Annotated in this window: 23 protein-coding genes, 1 tRNA gene and 1 pseudogene; 4 read left to right on the top strand and 21 right to left on the bottom strand. The window is 63.3% G+C overall.

The features are described 5' to 3' along the window. Positions 1–43: 43 nt before the first annotated feature. Both G369_RS0110655 and G369_RS0110650 read left to right on the top strand, forming a co-directional pair. The gene (locus G369_RS0110655; RefSeq protein ID WP_020723030.1) at positions 44–655 is read left to right on the top strand and encodes a hypothetical protein; all 612 of its coding nucleotides are present in this window, start codon (positions 44–46) and stop codon (positions 653–655) included. After that, entirely contained in the window at positions 652–2553 is a 1902-nt protein-coding gene (locus G369_RS0110650) for a DNA cytosine methyltransferase (RefSeq protein ID WP_019653983.1), read from the top strand. The genes G369_RS0110655 and G369_RS0110650 overlap by 4 nt, the downstream gene beginning before the upstream one ends. On the opposite strand, the gene G369_RS0110645 is transcribed toward G369_RS0110650, so the two are convergent. Then, positions 2547–3161: a hypothetical protein gene (locus G369_RS0110645; RefSeq protein ID WP_019653982.1), complete on the bottom strand. Its 615-nt coding sequence runs from the start codon at positions 3159–3161 to the stop codon at positions 2547–2549. The genes G369_RS0110650 and G369_RS0110645 overlap by 7 nt on opposite strands. A gap of 39 nt (positions 3162–3200) precedes the next feature. Beyond that, a complete protein-coding gene (locus G369_RS0110640; RefSeq protein ID WP_019653981.1) occupies positions 3201–3443 on the bottom strand; it encodes a hypothetical protein in 243 nt (80 codons plus the stop codon). A gap of 289 nt (positions 3444–3732) precedes the next feature. On the opposite strand from G369_RS0110640, the gene G369_RS0110635 reads away from it, so the two are divergent. Further along, a complete protein-coding gene (locus G369_RS0110635; protein WP_026346315.1) occupies positions 3733–4458 on the top strand; it encodes a hypothetical protein in 726 nt (241 codons plus the stop codon). A gap of 147 nt (positions 4459–4605) precedes the next feature. Beyond that, a pseudogene (locus tag G369_RS39825) lies at positions 4606–5616 on the top strand (recombinase family protein); the annotation flags it as partial. 45 nt (positions 5617–5661) lie between these two features. On the opposite strand, the gene G369_RS37515 reads toward G369_RS39825, so the two are convergent. From G369_RS37515 to rplN, 19 genes are all read right to left on the bottom strand, one after another. Then, the gene (locus G369_RS37515; protein WP_026346313.1) at positions 5662–6012 is read right to left on the bottom strand and encodes a hypothetical protein; all 351 of its coding nucleotides are present in this window, start codon (positions 6010–6012) and stop codon (positions 5662–5664) included. Positions 6013–6160: 148 nt separating this feature from the next. After that, positions 6161–6237: transfer RNA gene (locus G369_RS0110610), tRNA-Met, on the bottom strand. Positions 6238–6255: 18 nt separating this feature from the next. Beyond that, positions 6256–6654, bottom strand: coding sequence for a 50S ribosomal protein L17 (rplQ, locus tag G369_RS0110605; protein ID WP_019653979.1), 399 nt, complete (start codon positions 6652–6654; stop codon positions 6256–6258). Positions 6655–6750: 96 nt separating this feature from the next. Then, positions 6751–7740 (bottom strand): DNA-directed RNA polymerase subunit alpha, encoded by a 990-nt coding sequence (locus G369_RS0110600; RefSeq protein ID WP_009124827.1) that lies wholly within the window; start codon positions 7738–7740, stop codon positions 6751–6753. Between the two features lie 142 nt (positions 7741–7882). After that, entirely contained in the window at positions 7883–8506 is a 624-nt protein-coding gene (gene rpsD, locus G369_RS0110595) for a 30S ribosomal protein S4 (protein WP_019653978.1), read from the bottom strand. A 132-nt stretch (positions 8507–8638) separates the two neighbouring features. After that, the gene (gene rpsK / locus G369_RS0110590) at positions 8639–9043 is read right to left on the bottom strand and encodes a 30S ribosomal protein S11 (RefSeq protein ID WP_009124825.1); all 405 of its coding nucleotides are present in this window, start codon (positions 9041–9043) and stop codon (positions 8639–8641) included. 12 nt (positions 9044–9055) lie between these two features. Further along, on the bottom strand, positions 9056–9421 hold the full coding sequence (gene rpsM / locus G369_RS0110585; RefSeq protein WP_019653977.1) for a 30S ribosomal protein S13: 366 nt from the start codon (positions 9419–9421) through the stop codon (positions 9056–9058). A gap of 23 nt (positions 9422–9444) precedes the next feature. Continuing rightward, the gene (gene rpmJ / locus G369_RS37510; RefSeq protein ID WP_013544106.1) at positions 9445–9558 is read right to left on the bottom strand and encodes a 50S ribosomal protein L36; all 114 of its coding nucleotides are present in this window, start codon (positions 9556–9558) and stop codon (positions 9445–9447) included. A gap of 64 nt (positions 9559–9622) precedes the next feature. Beyond that, positions 9623–10936 carry a preprotein translocase subunit SecY gene (gene secY, locus G369_RS0110575; RefSeq protein ID WP_019653976.1) on the bottom strand — a complete coding sequence of 438 codons (1314 nt, stop codon included), beginning with the start codon at positions 10934–10936 and terminating at the stop codon, positions 9623–9625. Positions 10937–10963: 27 nt separating this feature from the next. Beyond that, positions 10964–11395, bottom strand: coding sequence for a 50S ribosomal protein L15 (rplO, locus tag G369_RS0110570; protein ID WP_019653975.1), 432 nt, complete (start codon positions 11393–11395; stop codon positions 10964–10966). Between the two features lie 11 nt (positions 11396–11406). Then, positions 11407–11589, bottom strand: coding sequence for a 50S ribosomal protein L30 (gene rpmD / locus G369_RS0110565; protein WP_019653974.1), 183 nt, complete (start codon positions 11587–11589; stop codon positions 11407–11409). A 35-nt stretch (positions 11590–11624) separates the two neighbouring features. After that, complete coding sequence (gene rpsE, locus G369_RS0110560) at positions 11625–12143, bottom strand: 30S ribosomal protein S5 (RefSeq protein ID WP_019653973.1); 519 nt, start codon at positions 12141–12143, stop codon at positions 11625–11627. An 18-nt stretch (positions 12144–12161) separates the two neighbouring features. Beyond that, positions 12162–12527, bottom strand: coding sequence for a 50S ribosomal protein L18 (gene rplR / locus G369_RS0110555; RefSeq protein ID WP_026346312.1), 366 nt, complete (start codon positions 12525–12527; stop codon positions 12162–12164). Positions 12528–12541: 14 nt separating this feature from the next. Further along, positions 12542–13075, bottom strand: a complete 534-nt coding sequence (gene rplF / locus G369_RS0110550) for a 50S ribosomal protein L6 (protein ID WP_019653971.1) — start codon at positions 13073–13075, stop codon at positions 12542–12544. 24 nt (positions 13076–13099) lie between these two features. Next, positions 13100–13495 carry a 30S ribosomal protein S8 gene (rpsH, locus tag G369_RS0110545; RefSeq protein WP_019653970.1) on the bottom strand — a complete coding sequence of 132 codons (396 nt, stop codon included), beginning with the start codon at positions 13493–13495 and terminating at the stop codon, positions 13100–13102. A 20-nt stretch (positions 13496–13515) separates the two neighbouring features. Beyond that, complete coding sequence (rpsN, locus tag G369_RS0110540; protein WP_019653969.1) at positions 13516–13821, bottom strand: 30S ribosomal protein S14; 306 nt, start codon at positions 13819–13821, stop codon at positions 13516–13518. Positions 13822–13829: 8 nt separating this feature from the next. Further along, positions 13830–14369 (bottom strand): 50S ribosomal protein L5, encoded by a 540-nt coding sequence (rplE, locus tag G369_RS0110535; protein WP_019653968.1) that lies wholly within the window; start codon positions 14367–14369, stop codon positions 13830–13832. Between the two features lie 11 nt (positions 14370–14380). Then, positions 14381–14713, bottom strand: coding sequence for a 50S ribosomal protein L24 (rplX, locus tag G369_RS0110530; protein ID WP_019653967.1), 333 nt, complete (start codon positions 14711–14713; stop codon positions 14381–14383). 12 nt (positions 14714–14725) lie between these two features. Continuing rightward, complete coding sequence (gene rplN / locus G369_RS0110525; protein ID WP_009124801.1) at positions 14726–15094, bottom strand: 50S ribosomal protein L14; 369 nt, start codon at positions 15092–15094, stop codon at positions 14726–14728. Between the last annotated feature and the right edge of the window lie 36 nt (positions 15095–15130).

Genomic DNA, 15130 nt, shown 5'->3' with positions numbered 1-15130 from the left:
TACCGAAGTCACCCGGAATCAGGCGTGGCCCTCCATGCGAGCCATGGCACTGCGCGCACTGGATGGCATCACATGGCGCCATCACGGCATCGGCGTGCTCCAGGGCTATCTCGACGAAGGCACCGGCATCGAGACGCGCTTGCACATCTGGAGCCGCCGGCTTCTCAAGCCAGGCATGGAAATCAGCGGCGATGCGCACGACCACCGTTTCGACATGGTGTCGCACGTCCTTTGCGGAACCATCGCGCACGAGGAACTGTCGCCCTACGAATCGTCCACCGGCGACCACAGGATGATGGCTCTGACACACGCGCGCGCCGCTGCTGACAACAAGTTCCACGGCCCCACCTCGGACCTGAACGGCTCGTTCCGAGTGCTCCGCCACACGATACGAATCAAGGCCGGGCAAACCTATACGTTTCCTGCGCAGCACTTTCATCGGTCGCCCCTGCTCGGGGGCCTCGATGACGTTGCGGTAACCGTGATCGAGAAGCACCGGCAGCAAGATATGCCAGCGCGAGTCCTGTACCCGGCCGCCCACCCTCCGGTGATGGCGTTCGGCCATGACATGGATGCGGACCTGATCGCGTCGGTGCTTGCACTCGCGCGCGCGGCACTCGCCGCAGCCAGCACTGGTGAAGGCGGTGCAGCATGAAAGCAGTCGAAATCCGACACTTCCACGCCTTCGTCGGCCTCGGTGGCGGCGCACGCGGCTTCAATAAGGCCAACCCGCGCGTCGGCAACCTGCAGGCGAAGTTCCGCTGCATCGGTGGCATCGACGTGGACTCTGCGGCCATCCGCGACTTCAACCGCCTGGCCAACGCGAAGGGCACCGTCCTCGACCTCTTCGACCGCAGCCAGTTCGAGGCCTTCCACGGGCGCCCGCCTCCGGAAGGATGGACCGAGGCCATGCCGGCCGACATTCATCGCGCCGCCGGCCACGAGCGCCCGCACATCGTCTTCCTGTCGGCACCCTGCAAGGGCTTCAGCGGCCTGCTGTCCGAAGGCAAGAGCAAGACCGACAAGTACCAGGCCCTGAACCGCCTGACGCTGCGCGGCGTCTGGCTGATGCTGGAGGCCTGGAGGGACGATCCGCCGGAGCTGTTCGTCTTCGAGAACGTGCCGCGCATCGCCACGCGCGGCCGGCACCTGCTCGACCAGATCGTCGACCTGCTGCGCAGCTACGGCTACGCCGTGGCCGAGACGACGCACGACTGCGGCGAGCTGGGTGGCCTGGCGCAGAGCCGCAAGCGCTTCCTGCTGGTGGCCCGGCACATCGAGAAGGTGCCGCCATTCCTGTACGAGCCAGAGAAGCGCCCGCTGCGCGCCGTGGGCGACGTGCTCGGCAAGATGCTGATGCCCGGCGACCTCCGCGCGGGCCCGATGCATCGCATCCCGGCGCTGCAGTGGAAGACATGGGTTCGTCTAGCCTTCGTCGAGGCCGGCAGCGACTGGCGCAGTCTCAACAAGCTGGCGGTCGAGAACGGGCACCTGCGCGACTACCTCATCGTGCCCGAGATGCACGGCGGCGCCCTCGGCGTGCGGGAGTGGTCGAAGCCCGCAGGCGTCGTTGCTGGCGCCAGCCGGCCGCATAACGGTTCGTTCTCAGTGGCCGACCCGCGCCAGCAGCTCTATGCCGCCGGCTACGGTGTGACCGAATGGGACGCGCCCAGCGGCGCGGTGGCGGGCGAATCACTGCCGTCGAACGGGAGGTTCGCCATCGCCGACCCTCGCTTCGAGCAGTCGACGAAATGGACGGACGGCCAGGCCTACGGCGTGCGCCGGTGGGACGCGCCCATGGGCACGATCGGCGGGCAGCAGAACCCCGGACAGGGCAGTTACACGATTGCCGACCCTCGGCACCAAGGACCCGCGAAGCACAGCAATGAGTTCCGCATCGTGCCCTGGGCCAGCGCCAGCTGCGCCGTCACCAGCGCGCACGGGAGCGGGCAGGCCGTCGCCGACCCTCGGCCCGAGTGGGACGGTCGCCATGGGCATCTGCATGTCGCCGACTGGGAGCACACGAGCCGCACCGTGACGGCAGGCGGGAAAGGGGTCCAGGGCGGCTACCTGTCCGTCGCAGATCCGCGCAGCGGCATGGTGCGCGGCAAGGGCGACGCCTACCTCTCAGCCGGCCACTATGGGGTGACGCCATGGACGGGGCAGGCTGGTGCTGTCAGCGCGTCAGCGTGCCACGACAACGGCCGCTGGAGCGTCGCCGATCCTCGGCCCATGCCGGCCCCTGCCGACAAGCTGGTGTGCCGCATCCAGTCGCTGGACGGGACGTGGCACCGCCCCTTCACCACGCTGGAGCTGGCCGCCCTGCAGTCGCTGTTCGACCCCGAGGAGCGCTTCGAGCTGGACGGTCTCAGCGATCAGGCCTGGCGCGAGCGCATCGGCAATGCCGTGCCCAGCGACGCCGCCTGCGCGATCGCCGAGGTGATGGGCGCCACGCTGCTGCTGGCGATGAGTGGCGAGACCTTCATGCTGTCGGCCCAGCCTATCTGGGTGCGCGACGTCGCGATGGCGTTATCGATTGGGGTGATTCAATGACTTGGACTCGCTCTTTTAGTCCAATCCTTGGGCAGCGCAGGACTGCCTGGAGGACCACCCCGTGCTTCGATGGCTGCGTACAGCTTGCTGCCTCTCGCGTCCAATTGCCGAATCGCCTCCCCGGCCGTGAATTCGAGATAGCGGGGGTCCAACGTCAGGCTGTAAGCGGGCGATGCAAAGTACTCGATCGCAGATATCAACTTTCGAGTCAACCCGTCACCCACGAGCCATGCCTCGACATAGTCGTAGCGATCGAAGCGACTGAGGTCGACACGCTTGAACGCGTCCGACAAAGCAGAGAGTTCCGCAAGCATGGTCCGCTGTTCGTCTGGGGTCGATCCCGATCCGACGGCTTCCACCTCTGTGATCTTGAATGCGACACCGCGCGTGCCGCCCAACAGCTGAAAGAGCGTTTCGAGAAATCGGGTGTAGTCAGCCGCAGCTTCTCGCTCCTTTTGGCGCAGCTGCTTCCTGTGGGCCCAGTGCACCGCCCACGCGGCCATCACGATCGCGCCGATAGAGCCCCAAGCCTGCACCCACGACGCGCATTCACTCCGAGACAGGCCGATGTTCACGAGCATGCATGTTTGCCCAATGTCGTATGCCATTTATGTCTCCTTCGCTTGATATTGAACGTATCGCCGTCGTCAGTCCTCAAGATCGAACTGGCTCTGCAGCGTGCGAATGATCCGCGCGATGTCGGCACGGTGCGTGCCCCGGTCACTGACTATGGGCACTGTCCAGCTGGGCCCGTCGTCGCCACTGACACCGGTGCCCACCACGCCGCCGCGGTGCACATCCGTCTCCTGGCCGCGCAGGTCGGGAATTGCCTCGATGCGCTCTATCAGCATCTGCTGCAGCTGCTCGGCGGTGCGGACGGCCTTGGGCATTGGTCGACTCGAAGCCCTTTTCACGACGGAGTTCAGCTTGGCCTGAGTCCTCGTTCACCGGAAGGAGGACGGCATCCCGAAATGTTCCACAAGGACCTTTCGCGCAGCTTTGATGGCCTGTCTAGCGTTCGGGTAGCTCTGCATACCAACTTCAAAGACGGGACTTGGAGGCATCCCCGGCTGCTCGAACTGGATGGCAGCCACAAAGCTACCCGGTGCACTCTCTCTCGTCCAAGCAAAGTACTTGATTCCTTGCGGATGACGCCACTCTTTTCCAGCGGGATATGACATGCAGTCTCCAAAAAATGAGCGTCCGATTCTATTCAGCGCGCCCATGGTGCGCGCGCTGCTCGACGGCACGAAGACGCAGACGCGGCGGATCATGAAGGTGCAACCACCCGAGGGCACGACCAGCGTAGAGGTCTACCACCACCCCGACGACCGCGACGGGCGCCCGCGGTTCTGGTCCCTCGGGCCGGACCCAGAAGCGCACGGCGCCACCGACTACCTGCAGCCCAATTGGGCGTATCCGTGCCCCTACGGTCAGCCCGGCGACCGACTGTGGGTGCGCGAGTCGTGGGCGGAAGTGCCTCGCCATGATCCGAGCACCGACGAATTTCTCCCGTGGCGGGAGGATGGGCGGATTTTGGTGTACGCGGCAGATCCTCAATGGGAGGGGGCGCGCCAATTTCTATGCGCCGACGGTGTGATGCGCTGGGTGAAGCCGCAGCGCTGGACCCCCAGCATCCACATGCCCCGTTGGGCCAGCCGCATCTGCCTCGAGGTAACAGGCGTGCGCGTCGAGCGCCTGCAGGACATCAGCGAGGCCGACGCCCGGGCCGAAGGTGCGCGCGAATGCGATCCGGTCAGCGGGCACGAGGTGCTGCTGGCCGGCCCCAGCCAGCGCGGCAGCTTCGTGCTGCACTACCGCGACATCTGGGAGCAGATCAACGGCGCCGGCAGCTGGAATGCCAATCCGTGGGTATGGGTGATTGAGTTCAGGAGGGCCGCCTGATGCACGACGACTCATCAAAGCAGCCCGCGAAGGCCCGCCAGCAGGCCCGCGCTACCATGCGCCCCTCCGATGACCGGACAGCGGCCCGCTCCCGACTGATCGAGATCATCGCCCGCCAACTTGTTCAGCAGACCATTCAAGATCGACATGAGAGCCTGCCTCTACGCTCGCTATAGCACTGACAACCAGTCGCAGAACAGCATCGCCGACCAGCTGAGGGCGGGTCGCGAGCGTGTAGCGCGAGAAGGCTGGAGCATCGTGGCGTCGCACTCGGATGAAGGAATCAGCGGAGCCACGCCGGTCGCGCTACGCGCTGGCGGCAAGGCCCTGCTGGCAGATGCCCTGGCTGACCGCTTCGACGTGCTTGTTGTCGAAGGCCTCGATCGCATCACACGCGACCTGGCTGAGCAGGAGCGCACGGTGAAGCGCCTGGAGCATCGCGGCATACGCATCATCGGCACAGCGGATGGGTACGACTCACAGGCCGACGGCCGCAAGGTGATGCGCATCGCGCGGGGGCTGGTGAACGAGCTGTACCTCGATGACCTGCGCAAGAAGACGCATCGAGGCTTGAGCGGGCAGTTTGAACGCGGCTTCGCTGCGGGGGGCAGGACCTACGGCTACAAGAGCGTGCCGGAGGAAGGTGGCCACCGCATACTGATCGACGAAGAACAAGCCCAACATGTCCGCTGGATCTACGAGCAGGTCGCAGCGGGCTCCACGCTCCGCAGCATCGTCCACGACCTCAACGCCAGAGGCGTGCGCAGCCCGCGCGGCAACGGCTGGGCCGCCAGCGCATTGGTCGGCAATGCCAAGATGGGCGACGGACTGCTTAACAACGAGATCTACATCGGGCGCGTGATCTGGAATCGGCGCCAGTGGCTGAAAGACCCTGAGACAGGCAAGCGCCTGCCCGTGGCTCGCCCACCCGAGGAGTGGCTTGTGCGCGAGGCTCCCGAGCTGCAGATCATTGACCAGGGCCTGTGGGAGCAAACACGCCCGCAACAGTTGCTGCGCGCGAACCCGACGCGGGGACGGCCTCACGGAACTCTCTTCGGCGGTCTGCTTCGGTGCGACACCTGTGACGGTCCGATCATCGCGATCAACGGAACGCGGTATGGCTGCAGCGCGCACAAGGAAAAGGGTCCAACCGCGTGCGCGAACGCCGCCACCTGGCGCCGTAGCGATGTCGACCAGCGCCTGTTATCCGAACTGCGCGAAGACCTGCTGAGCCCGAGCGCTCTGGCGGAGGTACAGGCAACGGTTCGCCGGCTGCTCGACGAGATGGACAGCGGGCACGAGCGCGTGCAGGCAGCAGCGAAGCGAAGAAGTGTCGAGTTGGACCGGGAGATCGAGCGGATCGTGGATGCGATCGTCACGGTCGGTGCGAGCGAGGCGCTGGCCAACCGTCTGCGCGCTGCCGAGCTGGAGCGAAAGACACTGCAGGCCACCATGCAGCAGGCGCCGCAGCCATTGGCCAGCACAGCCGAGATCACGGCGCGCTATCGCCAGCTGGTGATGAATCTGAAGGAAACGCTGAGTGGCGATGGCCACACGGTCAAGGAAGCCCGGCCGATCATTGCCGGCCTCCTCGGCACAGTCACGCTGGTGCGTGATGCGGGCACAGGCGAAAGCTGGGCCAGAATGAAAAATCCCGCCGAGCAGCTTCTGTTGGAAGCGACTGGCGGGAAGTCTCTAATGATGGTTGCGCGAGCAAGATTTGAACTTGCGACCTTTGGGTTATGAGCCCAACGAGCTACCAGGCTGCTCCATCGCGCGGCAGACTTAGATTATAGCTTATTCAGCGGCGTTTTGCTCGGCTGCGTCTTCTTTAATTTCAGGACGATCAACCAGTTCGACGAGCGCCATGGGTGCATTGTCGCCAACGCGGAAACCCATCTTCAGGATGCGGGTGTAGCCGCCCGGACGCGTTGCGAAACGCGGGCCGAGGTCGCCGAAGAGCTTCACGACGCTGTCGCGGTTGCGCAGGCGGTCGAAGGCCAGGCGCTTGTTGGCGACGGTGGGCTTCTTGGCCAGGGTGATCATCGGCTCGATGACGCGGCGCAGTTCCTTGGCCTTGGGGACCGTGGTCTTGATGACTTCGTGCTCGATGAGCGAATTCATCATGTTCTGCAGCATCGCGAGGCGGTGCGAGCTGGTGCGGTTGAGTTTGCGGAGTCCGTGTCCGTGACGCATGGTGCTTTCCTTTACTTTATAAAAACAGGCAGCCGTGTCAGGTACTGCCCGGTGCACTGGCCCTTTTCAGGGGGCCTCTTTCCAAAATTCAAATAATCAACGCTTGTCGAGGCCGGCCGGCGGCCAGCTTTCGAGCTTCATGCCCAAGGTCAGGCCACGTGAGGCGAGCACTTCCTTGATTTCGTTGAGCGACTTGCGACCCAGGTTCGGGGTCTTGAGCAACTCGTTCTCGGTGCGCTGGATCAGGTCACCGATGTAGTAGATGTTTTCGGCCTTCAGGCAGTTGGCCGAACGCACCGTCAGTTCGAGTTCGTCGACAGGGCGCAGCAAGATCGGATCGAACTGCTGTGCGCTGCGCGGAGCCGGAGCATCGAACGCAGCGAGTTCGCCGCCTTCGAGCTGCGCGAACACGGCGAGCTGCTCGACCAGGATTTTAGCCGATGCGCGCACAGCGTCTTCGGCGGTGATCGCACCGTTGGTCTCGATCTCGACCAGCAGCTTGTCCAGGTCGGTGCGCTGCTCCACGCGGGCGCTCTCGACGGTGTAGCTCACGCGCTTGACAGGCGAGAACGAAGCGTCGAGGACGATGCGGCCGATCGACTTGGTCGGCTCGTCCGCATAGCGGCGCATCGTGCCGGGCACGTAGCCGCGGCCCTTCTCGACCTTGATCTGCATGTCGAGCTTGCCGCCTTGCGACAGGTGGGCGATCACGTGGTCGGGGTTGATGATCTCGACGTCGTGCGGGGTCTGGATGTCGGACGCCAGCACCGGGCCTTCGCCGTCCTTGCGCAGGCTCAGCGTGACTTCGTCGCGGTTGTGGAGCTTGAACACCACGCCCTTGAGATTCAGCAGGATGTTGACGACATCTTCCTGCACGCCGTCGATCGACGAGTACTCATGCAGAACGCCAGCGATCGTGACTTCAGTGGCCGAGTAGCCCACCATGGACGACAGCAGTACGCGACGCAGCGCGTTGCCGAGCGTGTGGCCATAGCCACGCTCGAAAGGCTCGAGCGTCACCTTGGCCTTGTTGGCGGCAAGTTGCTCGACCTGGATGGTCTTGGGTTTCAGCAGGGTGGTTTGCATGCAGACTTCCTCTCAATACCCCCGGCTCGTTACACCGGTAAGGCTGGTGAAGCACCTGAGCCGCGGCAAAGCGCGGAACAGGAACGTGAACAACAAAAACAATCTCCCGCCGACGCGTGAAAGCGCAGGCGGGTAGAAAAAATCAACGCGAATACAGTTCGACGATCAGCGATTCGTTGATGTCGGCTGCGAATTCGTCGCGATCGGGCACCTTCTTGAACGTGCCTTCGGCCTTGTCGGCATTCACGTCGACCCATGCCGGAATACCGACTTGCTGGGCGAGTTGCAGTGCTTCGACAACGCGGGTCTGCTTCTTCGACTTCTCGCGCACGGCGATCACGTCGCCGGTCTTGACCAGGTACGACGGGATGTTGACCGACTGGCCGTTCACCGTGATCGCCTTGTGCGAGACGAGCTGGCGCGCTTCGGCGCGGGTCGAGCCGAAGCCCATGCGGTAGACGACGTTGTCCAGGCGCGATTCGAGGATCGACAGCAGGTTGGCACCGGTGTTGCCACGGCGGCGATCGGCTTCTTCGAAGTAGCGGCGGAACTGCTTCTCGAGCACGCCGTACATGCGCTTGACCTTCTGCTTCTCGCGCAGCTGCAGACCGTAGTCGGAGGTGCGCTGACCCGAGGTGCGACCGTGTTGGCCGGGCTTGGAGTCGAACTTGGCCTTGTCCTGGATCGAACGGCGAGCGCTCTTCAGGAACAGGTCGGTGCCTTCACGGCGGGAAAGTTTGGCCTTGGGGCCGAGGTAACGTGCCACGATTTTTCCTTTGTGTCATCTGCCGCAGTTGCCTGCGGGAGCCAGCAGCGATTTGCCGATGGCGGTGGGCTTAGTAAAAAAAACAAACGCGCAGCCGCTATTCAAAGCCGGCTGCGCCTTGCGGACTGACGATCAGATGCGGCGACGCTTCTGGGGACGGCAGCCGTTGTGCGGAACGGGCGTCACGTCGGCAATGGAATTGATCCGGATGCCGAGCGCAGCCAGTGCGCGCACCGACGATTCGCGGCCTGGGCCGGGGCCCTTGATCTCGACGTCGAGGTTCTTGATGCCTTGTTCGACAGCAGCACGGCCGGCCACTTCGGAAGCGACCTGCGCAGCGAACGGCGTCGACTTGCGCGAGCCCTTGAAGCCCTGGCCACCCGACGAAGCCCACGACAGGGCGTTGCCCTGGCGATCGGTGATCGTGATGATGGTGTTGTTGAACGAAGCGTGCACGTGAGCGATACCGTCCGCGACGTTCTTGCGAACCTTCTTGCGAACGCGCTGTGCGGCGTTGTTTGCAGGTGCTTTAGCCATGCTGTTCTATCCTTATTTCTTCAGGGACTGCGCAGCCTTGCGCGGACCCTTGCGGGTGCGGGCGTTGGTGCGCGTGCGCTGGCCGCGCATCGGCAGGCCGCGACGATGACGGAAGCCGCGGTAGCAGCCGATGTCCATCAGGCGCTTGATGTTCATCGTCGTCTCGCGACGCAGGTCGCCTTCGATCGTGAACAGGGCGATCTGGTCGCGGATCTTCTCGAGATCGGCGTCGGTCAGATCCTTGATCTTCTTCGAATACTCGATGCCGCTCGCTTCGCAGATCTTGCGGGCGCGGGTGCGACCGATGCCGAAGATGGCGGTCAGGCCGATCTCAGCGTGCTTGTGCGGCGGGATGTTGATGCCAGCAATACGTGCCATGTGCGTCCTCTAATACTCTTCAATCAACCCTGGCGCTGCTTGTGGCGCGGGTCGGTGCAGATCACGCGCACCACACCCTTGCGGCGGATGACCTTGCAATTACGGCAGATGGTTTTGACCGAGGCCGAAACTCTCATTTCACTCTCCTAAAACTGTTTAACGTGGCGGTCTACCGCCCGGACTCAATGCTGAAACACAGCCCTACGATGTCTTGAAGTTCGCCTTCTTCAGCAGCGATTCGTACTGCTGGGACATCATGTAGTTTTGCACCTGGGCCATGAAGTCCATCGTGACGACCACGATGATCAGCAGGGAGGTACCACCGAAGTAGAACGGCACGTTGTACTTCAGGATCAGGAACTCTGGCAGCAGGCAGACGAAGGTGATGTACACCGCGCCCGCCAGCGTCAGGCGAACCAGAATCTTGTCGATGTAGCGAGCGGTCTGGTCACCCGGGCGGATGCCAGGGATGAATGCCCCACTCTTCTTCAGGTTGTCGGCCGTTTCCTTGCTGTTGAACACGAGCGCCGTGTAGAAGAAGCAGAAGAAAACGATCGCAGCGGCATACAGCAGCACGTAGATCGGCTCGCCGGGACGCAGCGCGCTGGCGACATCCTTGATCCAGCGGAAGCCGCCGTCGCCGGTGCTGAACCAGCCGACCACCGTTGCCGGCAGCAGGATGATCGACGAGGCGAAGATCGGCGGGATCACGCCGGCCATGTTCAGCTTCAGCGGCAGGTGCGACGACTGGCCGCCATACACCTTGTTGCCAACCTGGCGCCGCGCATAGTTCACGAGGATCTTGCGCTGGCCGCGTTCAACGAACACCACGAAGTAGGTGACCAGCACCACCACGGCGACGATGAAGAGCGCGACGATCACGTTCATGGCGCCGGTACGCACCAGCTCCAGCAGGCCGCCGATGGCGTTCGGCAGGCCGGCCGCGATACCCGCGAAGATCAGGATCGAGATGCCGTTGCCCAGGCCGCGTTCGGTGATCTGCTCGCCGAGCCACATCAGGAACATGGAGCCTGCCGTCAGGCTCACCATGGCGGTGATGCGGAAGCCGAAGCCGGGCGAAATCACCAGGCCGGCCGACGACTCGAGAGCCACCGCGATGCTGAACGACTGGAAGAGGGCCAGGCCCAGCGCGCCGTAGCGCGTGTACTGCGTGATCTTGCGGCGACCGGCCTCGCCTTCCTTCTTCAATTGCTCGAAGGTCGGAAGCACGTAGGTCATCAGCTGCATGATGATCGACGCCGAGATGTACGGCATGATCCCCAACGCGAACACGGTGAAGCGCGACAGCGCTCCGCCCGAGAACATGTTGAACAGGCTCAGAATGCCGCCCTGCTGGCCCTGGAACAGCGCAGCCAGCTGGTCCGGGTTGATACCCGGCACAGGGATGTGGGCGCCGATCCGGTAGACCACGAGCGCGAGCAGCAAGAAGACGAGCCGGCGACGGAGGTCACCGAACTTGCCTGTCTTTGCGATCGTTGCCGCGTTAGTTGCCACGAAGAACTTCTTTCAGTCCGATGATGATCAGGCGATGCTGCCGCCGGCGGCTTCGATAGCAGCCTTGGCGCCAGCCGTTGCGCCCACGCCCGTCAGCTTGACGGCCTTGGTGAGCTCACCGGTCTTCACGACCTTGACGACCTTGGCGAGCTGGCCCACGAGGCCGGCTTGCTTCAGCGCCAGGATGTCCACTTCGGCCAGGCCGAGCTGCTCGAGAGCGGTCAACGTGACTTCGGCGTTGAACTTCAGCAGGTGCGACTTGAAACCACGCTTCGGCAGGCGACGCTGCAGCGGCATTTGACCGCCTTCGAAGCCGACCTTGTGGAAACCGCCTGCGCGCGACTTCTGGCCCTTGTGGCCGCGACCCGAGGTCTTGCCCAGGCCGGAACCGATACCGCGGCCGACACGGCGCTTGGCGTGCTTGGCGCCATCCGCCGGCTTGATGCCATTGAGTTCCATATCAGTCTCTCTTACAGGACTTTGACCAGATAACTGATCTTGTTGATCATGCCGCGCACCGCGGGCGTGTCTTGCAGCTCGCTCACGCTGTTGAGCTTGCGCAGGCCGAGGCCGCGCACGGTCGCGCGATGCGATTCCTTGGTGCCGATCGGGCTCTTGACCAGTTGCACCTTGAGGGTCTGTTGTTGCGTCATTTGAATGCTTCCTTGAGGCTTGCGACGGCCTGCGCTCAGGCGAAGATTTCTTCGACGGTCAGGCCGCGCTTGGCAGCCACTTCGCTGGCGGTCGTCGAGTTCTTCAACCCGTCGAGCGTGGCGCGAACCATGTTGTACGGGTTCGACGAACCGTGGCTCTTGGCCACGATGTCGGTGATGCCCATCACTTCGAACACGGCGCGCATCGGGCCGCCGGCGATGATGCCGGTACCCTTGGGAGCCGGGTACATCACGACCGTCGAAGCGCCGTGGTGGCCCTGCACCTGGTGGTGCAGCGTGCCGTTCTTGATCGAAACCTTCAGCAGGTTGCGACGCGCTTCTTCCATTGCCTTCTGCACTGCAGCGGGCACTTCCTTCGACTTGCCCTTGCCCATGCCGACGCGGCCATCGCCGTCACCGACCACGGTCAGCGCTGCGAAACCGAGGATACGACCACCCTTCACCACCTTGGTGACGCGGTTGATCGCGATCATCTTCTCGCGCAAACCGTCCTCGGGGCCTTCGTTCTGCGTTCTTGCCTGAATCTTTGCCATTTTGAATCTCGTGTCCGGTTAGAACTGCAGGCCGGCTTCGCGGGCGGCTTCGGCCAGCGCCTTGACGCGGCCGTGGTAGGCGAAACCTGCGCGGTCGAATGCGACCTTCTCGATGCCGGCAGCCTTCGCCTTTTCAGCGATGCGCTTGCCGACGGCGGTGGCTGCAGCGGCATTGCCGCCCTTGCCCGAACCGCCGAGCGAGGTACGCACTTCGGCTTCTGCCGTCGATGCGGTTGCAATCACCTTGGCGCCGTCGCCGGAGATGACGGTGGCGTAGATGTGCAGGTTGGTGCGGTTCACCGTCAGACGGGCCACGCCCTGCGTCGCAATGCGGATGCGGGTCTGGCGCGAGCGGCGGAGACGCTGTGCTTTTTTGGTCAACATCATTTTGCTGCCCCTTACTTCTTCTTGGTCTCTTTGATCACGATCTTCTCGTCCGCATAGCGGATGCCCTTGCCCTTGTAGGGCTCTGGCGGACGAACGGCACGGATCTCAGCGGCCACCTGGCCGACGCGCTGGCGGTCGGCACCCTTGATCACGACTTCGGTCGGGGTGGGCGTCGTCACCGTGATGCCCTGGGGCATGTCGATGTTGACGGGGTGCGAGTAGCCGACCTGGAGGTTCAGCTTGGCGCCCTGGGCAGCGGCCTTGTAGCCCACGCCGATCAGGCTGAGCTTCTTCTCGAAGCCCTTGGTCACACCGACCACCATGTTGTTCACGAGCTGGCGAACCGTGCCGCTCATCGCGTTGGCTTCACGCGATTCGTTGGCGGGCTCGAAGCTCAGTTTGCCGTCCTTGCTGACGACGTTGACCAGCGCGTTGCGCGACAGGTTGAGCGTGCCGCCCGTACCCTTGACGCTGATCTGGTCTTCCTTGATCGACACATCCACGCCTGCGGGGATGGCGACCGGCGATTTTCCTACTCGGGACATTTCAGTTACTCCTCGATGTCTCGGTTAGGCGACGTAGCACAGAACTTCGCCGCCGACACCGGAGGCGCGGGCCTTGCGGTCGGTCATCACGCCCTTGGGGGTCGTGACGATGGCGACGCCGAGGCCGTTCTGGACTTGCGGAATGGAAGCGCTGGCCTTGTAGACACGCAGGCCGGGGCGGCTCACACGCTCGATGCGCTCGATGACCGGACGGCCAGCGTAGTACTTCAGCGAGATTTCCAGTTCGCTCTTGCCGGCTTCGGTCTTGACCTGGAAGCCGTCGATGTAGCCCTCGTCCTTCAGGACTTGTGCGATCGCGACCTTCACCTTCGAAGACGGGACCGACACGGTGGGCTTCGCCACCATCTGCGCGTTGCGGATACGCGTCAGCAGGTCGGCAATGGGATCACTCATGCTCATGTTGTTTGCTCCTGCCTGGCTTACCAGCTGGCCTTGGTGACACCGGGGATGTCGCCGTTGAAAGCCAGTTCGCGGATCTTGGCGCGGGCCAGACCGAATTGACGGAAGGTGCCACGGGGACGACCGGTGATTTCGCAACGGTTGCGCTGGCGCGTGGGGTTCGCGTTGCGCGGCAGCTTCTGCAGCGCCAGGCGAGCAGCGGCGCGCTCTTCCTCGGTCTTCTTCAGGTCGTTGGAAGCCGCCTTCAGTTCGGCGTGCTTCGCTGCGAACTTGGCAACCAGCTTGTCGCGCTTGAGTTCGCGCTGGATCAAAGATGCTTTAGCCACAGGTCACCTCAGTTCTTGAACGGGAAACGGAAGCCGGCCAGAAGCGCCTTGGCTTCTTCGTCGGTCTTGGCCGTCGTCGTGATGCTGATATTGAGACCGCGCAGGGCATCGACCTTGTCGTACTCGATCTCGGGGAAAATGATCTGTTCCTTGACGCCGATGTTGTAGTTGCCACGGCCGTCGAAAGCGCGGCCGGAGATACCACGGAAGTCGCGAACGCGCGGCAGCGCGATGGTCACGAAGCGATCCAGGAACTCGTACATGTGCACGCCACGCAGCGTGACCATGCAGCCGATCGGCTGGTTCTCACGGATCTTGAAGCCGGCGATGGCCTTCTTCGACTTGGTGACCACGGGCTTCTGGCCAGCGATCTTGGTCAGGTCGGCGACTGCGTTCTCGAGAACCTTCTTGTCGGCGACAGCTTCACCCACACCCATGTTCAGGGTGATCTTGGTGAGGCGCGGGACCTGCATCGGCGACGTGTAGCCGAACTTTTCCGTCAGGTCTTTCGCGATCTTTTCGCGATAGTGTTGTTGGAGACGTGCCATGTGAGTACCTCTTAGGCGAACTTGATTTCTTCGCCGCTCGACTTGAACACGCGAACAGCCACGCGCTTGCCGTCAGCATCCTGGGTGACCTTGACGCCCACGCGATCGGCCTTGCCGGTCGCGGCGTTGAAGATCGCCACGTTGGATTGGTGAATCGGCATGGCCTTCTCGACGATGCCACCGGTCGTACCCTTCAGGGGGTTCGGCTTGGTGTGCTTCTTGACGAGGTTGATGCCTTCGACGACCACATGCGAGTCGTCCTTGCGCAGCGAGACGGTGCCCCGCTTGCCCTTGTCGCGGCCGGCCAACACGATGACCTGGTCGCCCTTGCGAATCTTGTTCATGGCGTTGTGTCCTTAGAGAACTTCGGGGGCCAGCGACACGATCTTCATGAACTTCTCGGTGCGCAGTTCGCGCGTGACCGGTCCGAAGATGCGGGTGCCGATGGGCTCCAGCTTGGCGTTGAGCAACACTGCTGCGTTGCCGTCGAATTTCACGAGCGAGCCGTCGGCGCGGCGGATGCCCTTGGCGGTACGCACCACCACAGCGCTGTAGATCTCGCCCTTCTTGACGCGACCACGCGGAGCGGCTTCCTTGATGCTGACCTTGATGACGTCGCCCACGCTGGCGTAACGCCGCTTGGAGCCACCGAGCACCTTGATACACAGGACGGATTTCGCGCCCGTGTTGTCGGCCACTTCGAGCCGGGATTCAGTTTGGATCATTTCTTGATATTCCCAACTTGTACCGATGCGCCTCCA

It is taken from the genome of Variovorax atrisoli 110B (genome assembly GCF_000382045.1).
GTDB classification, from domain to species: Bacteria; Pseudomonadota; Gammaproteobacteria; order Burkholderiales; family Burkholderiaceae_C; genus Variovorax; species Variovorax atrisoli.
Note: the sequence above shows the minus strand (reverse complement) of the source record. Positions and strands in the feature narration are given on the sequence as shown.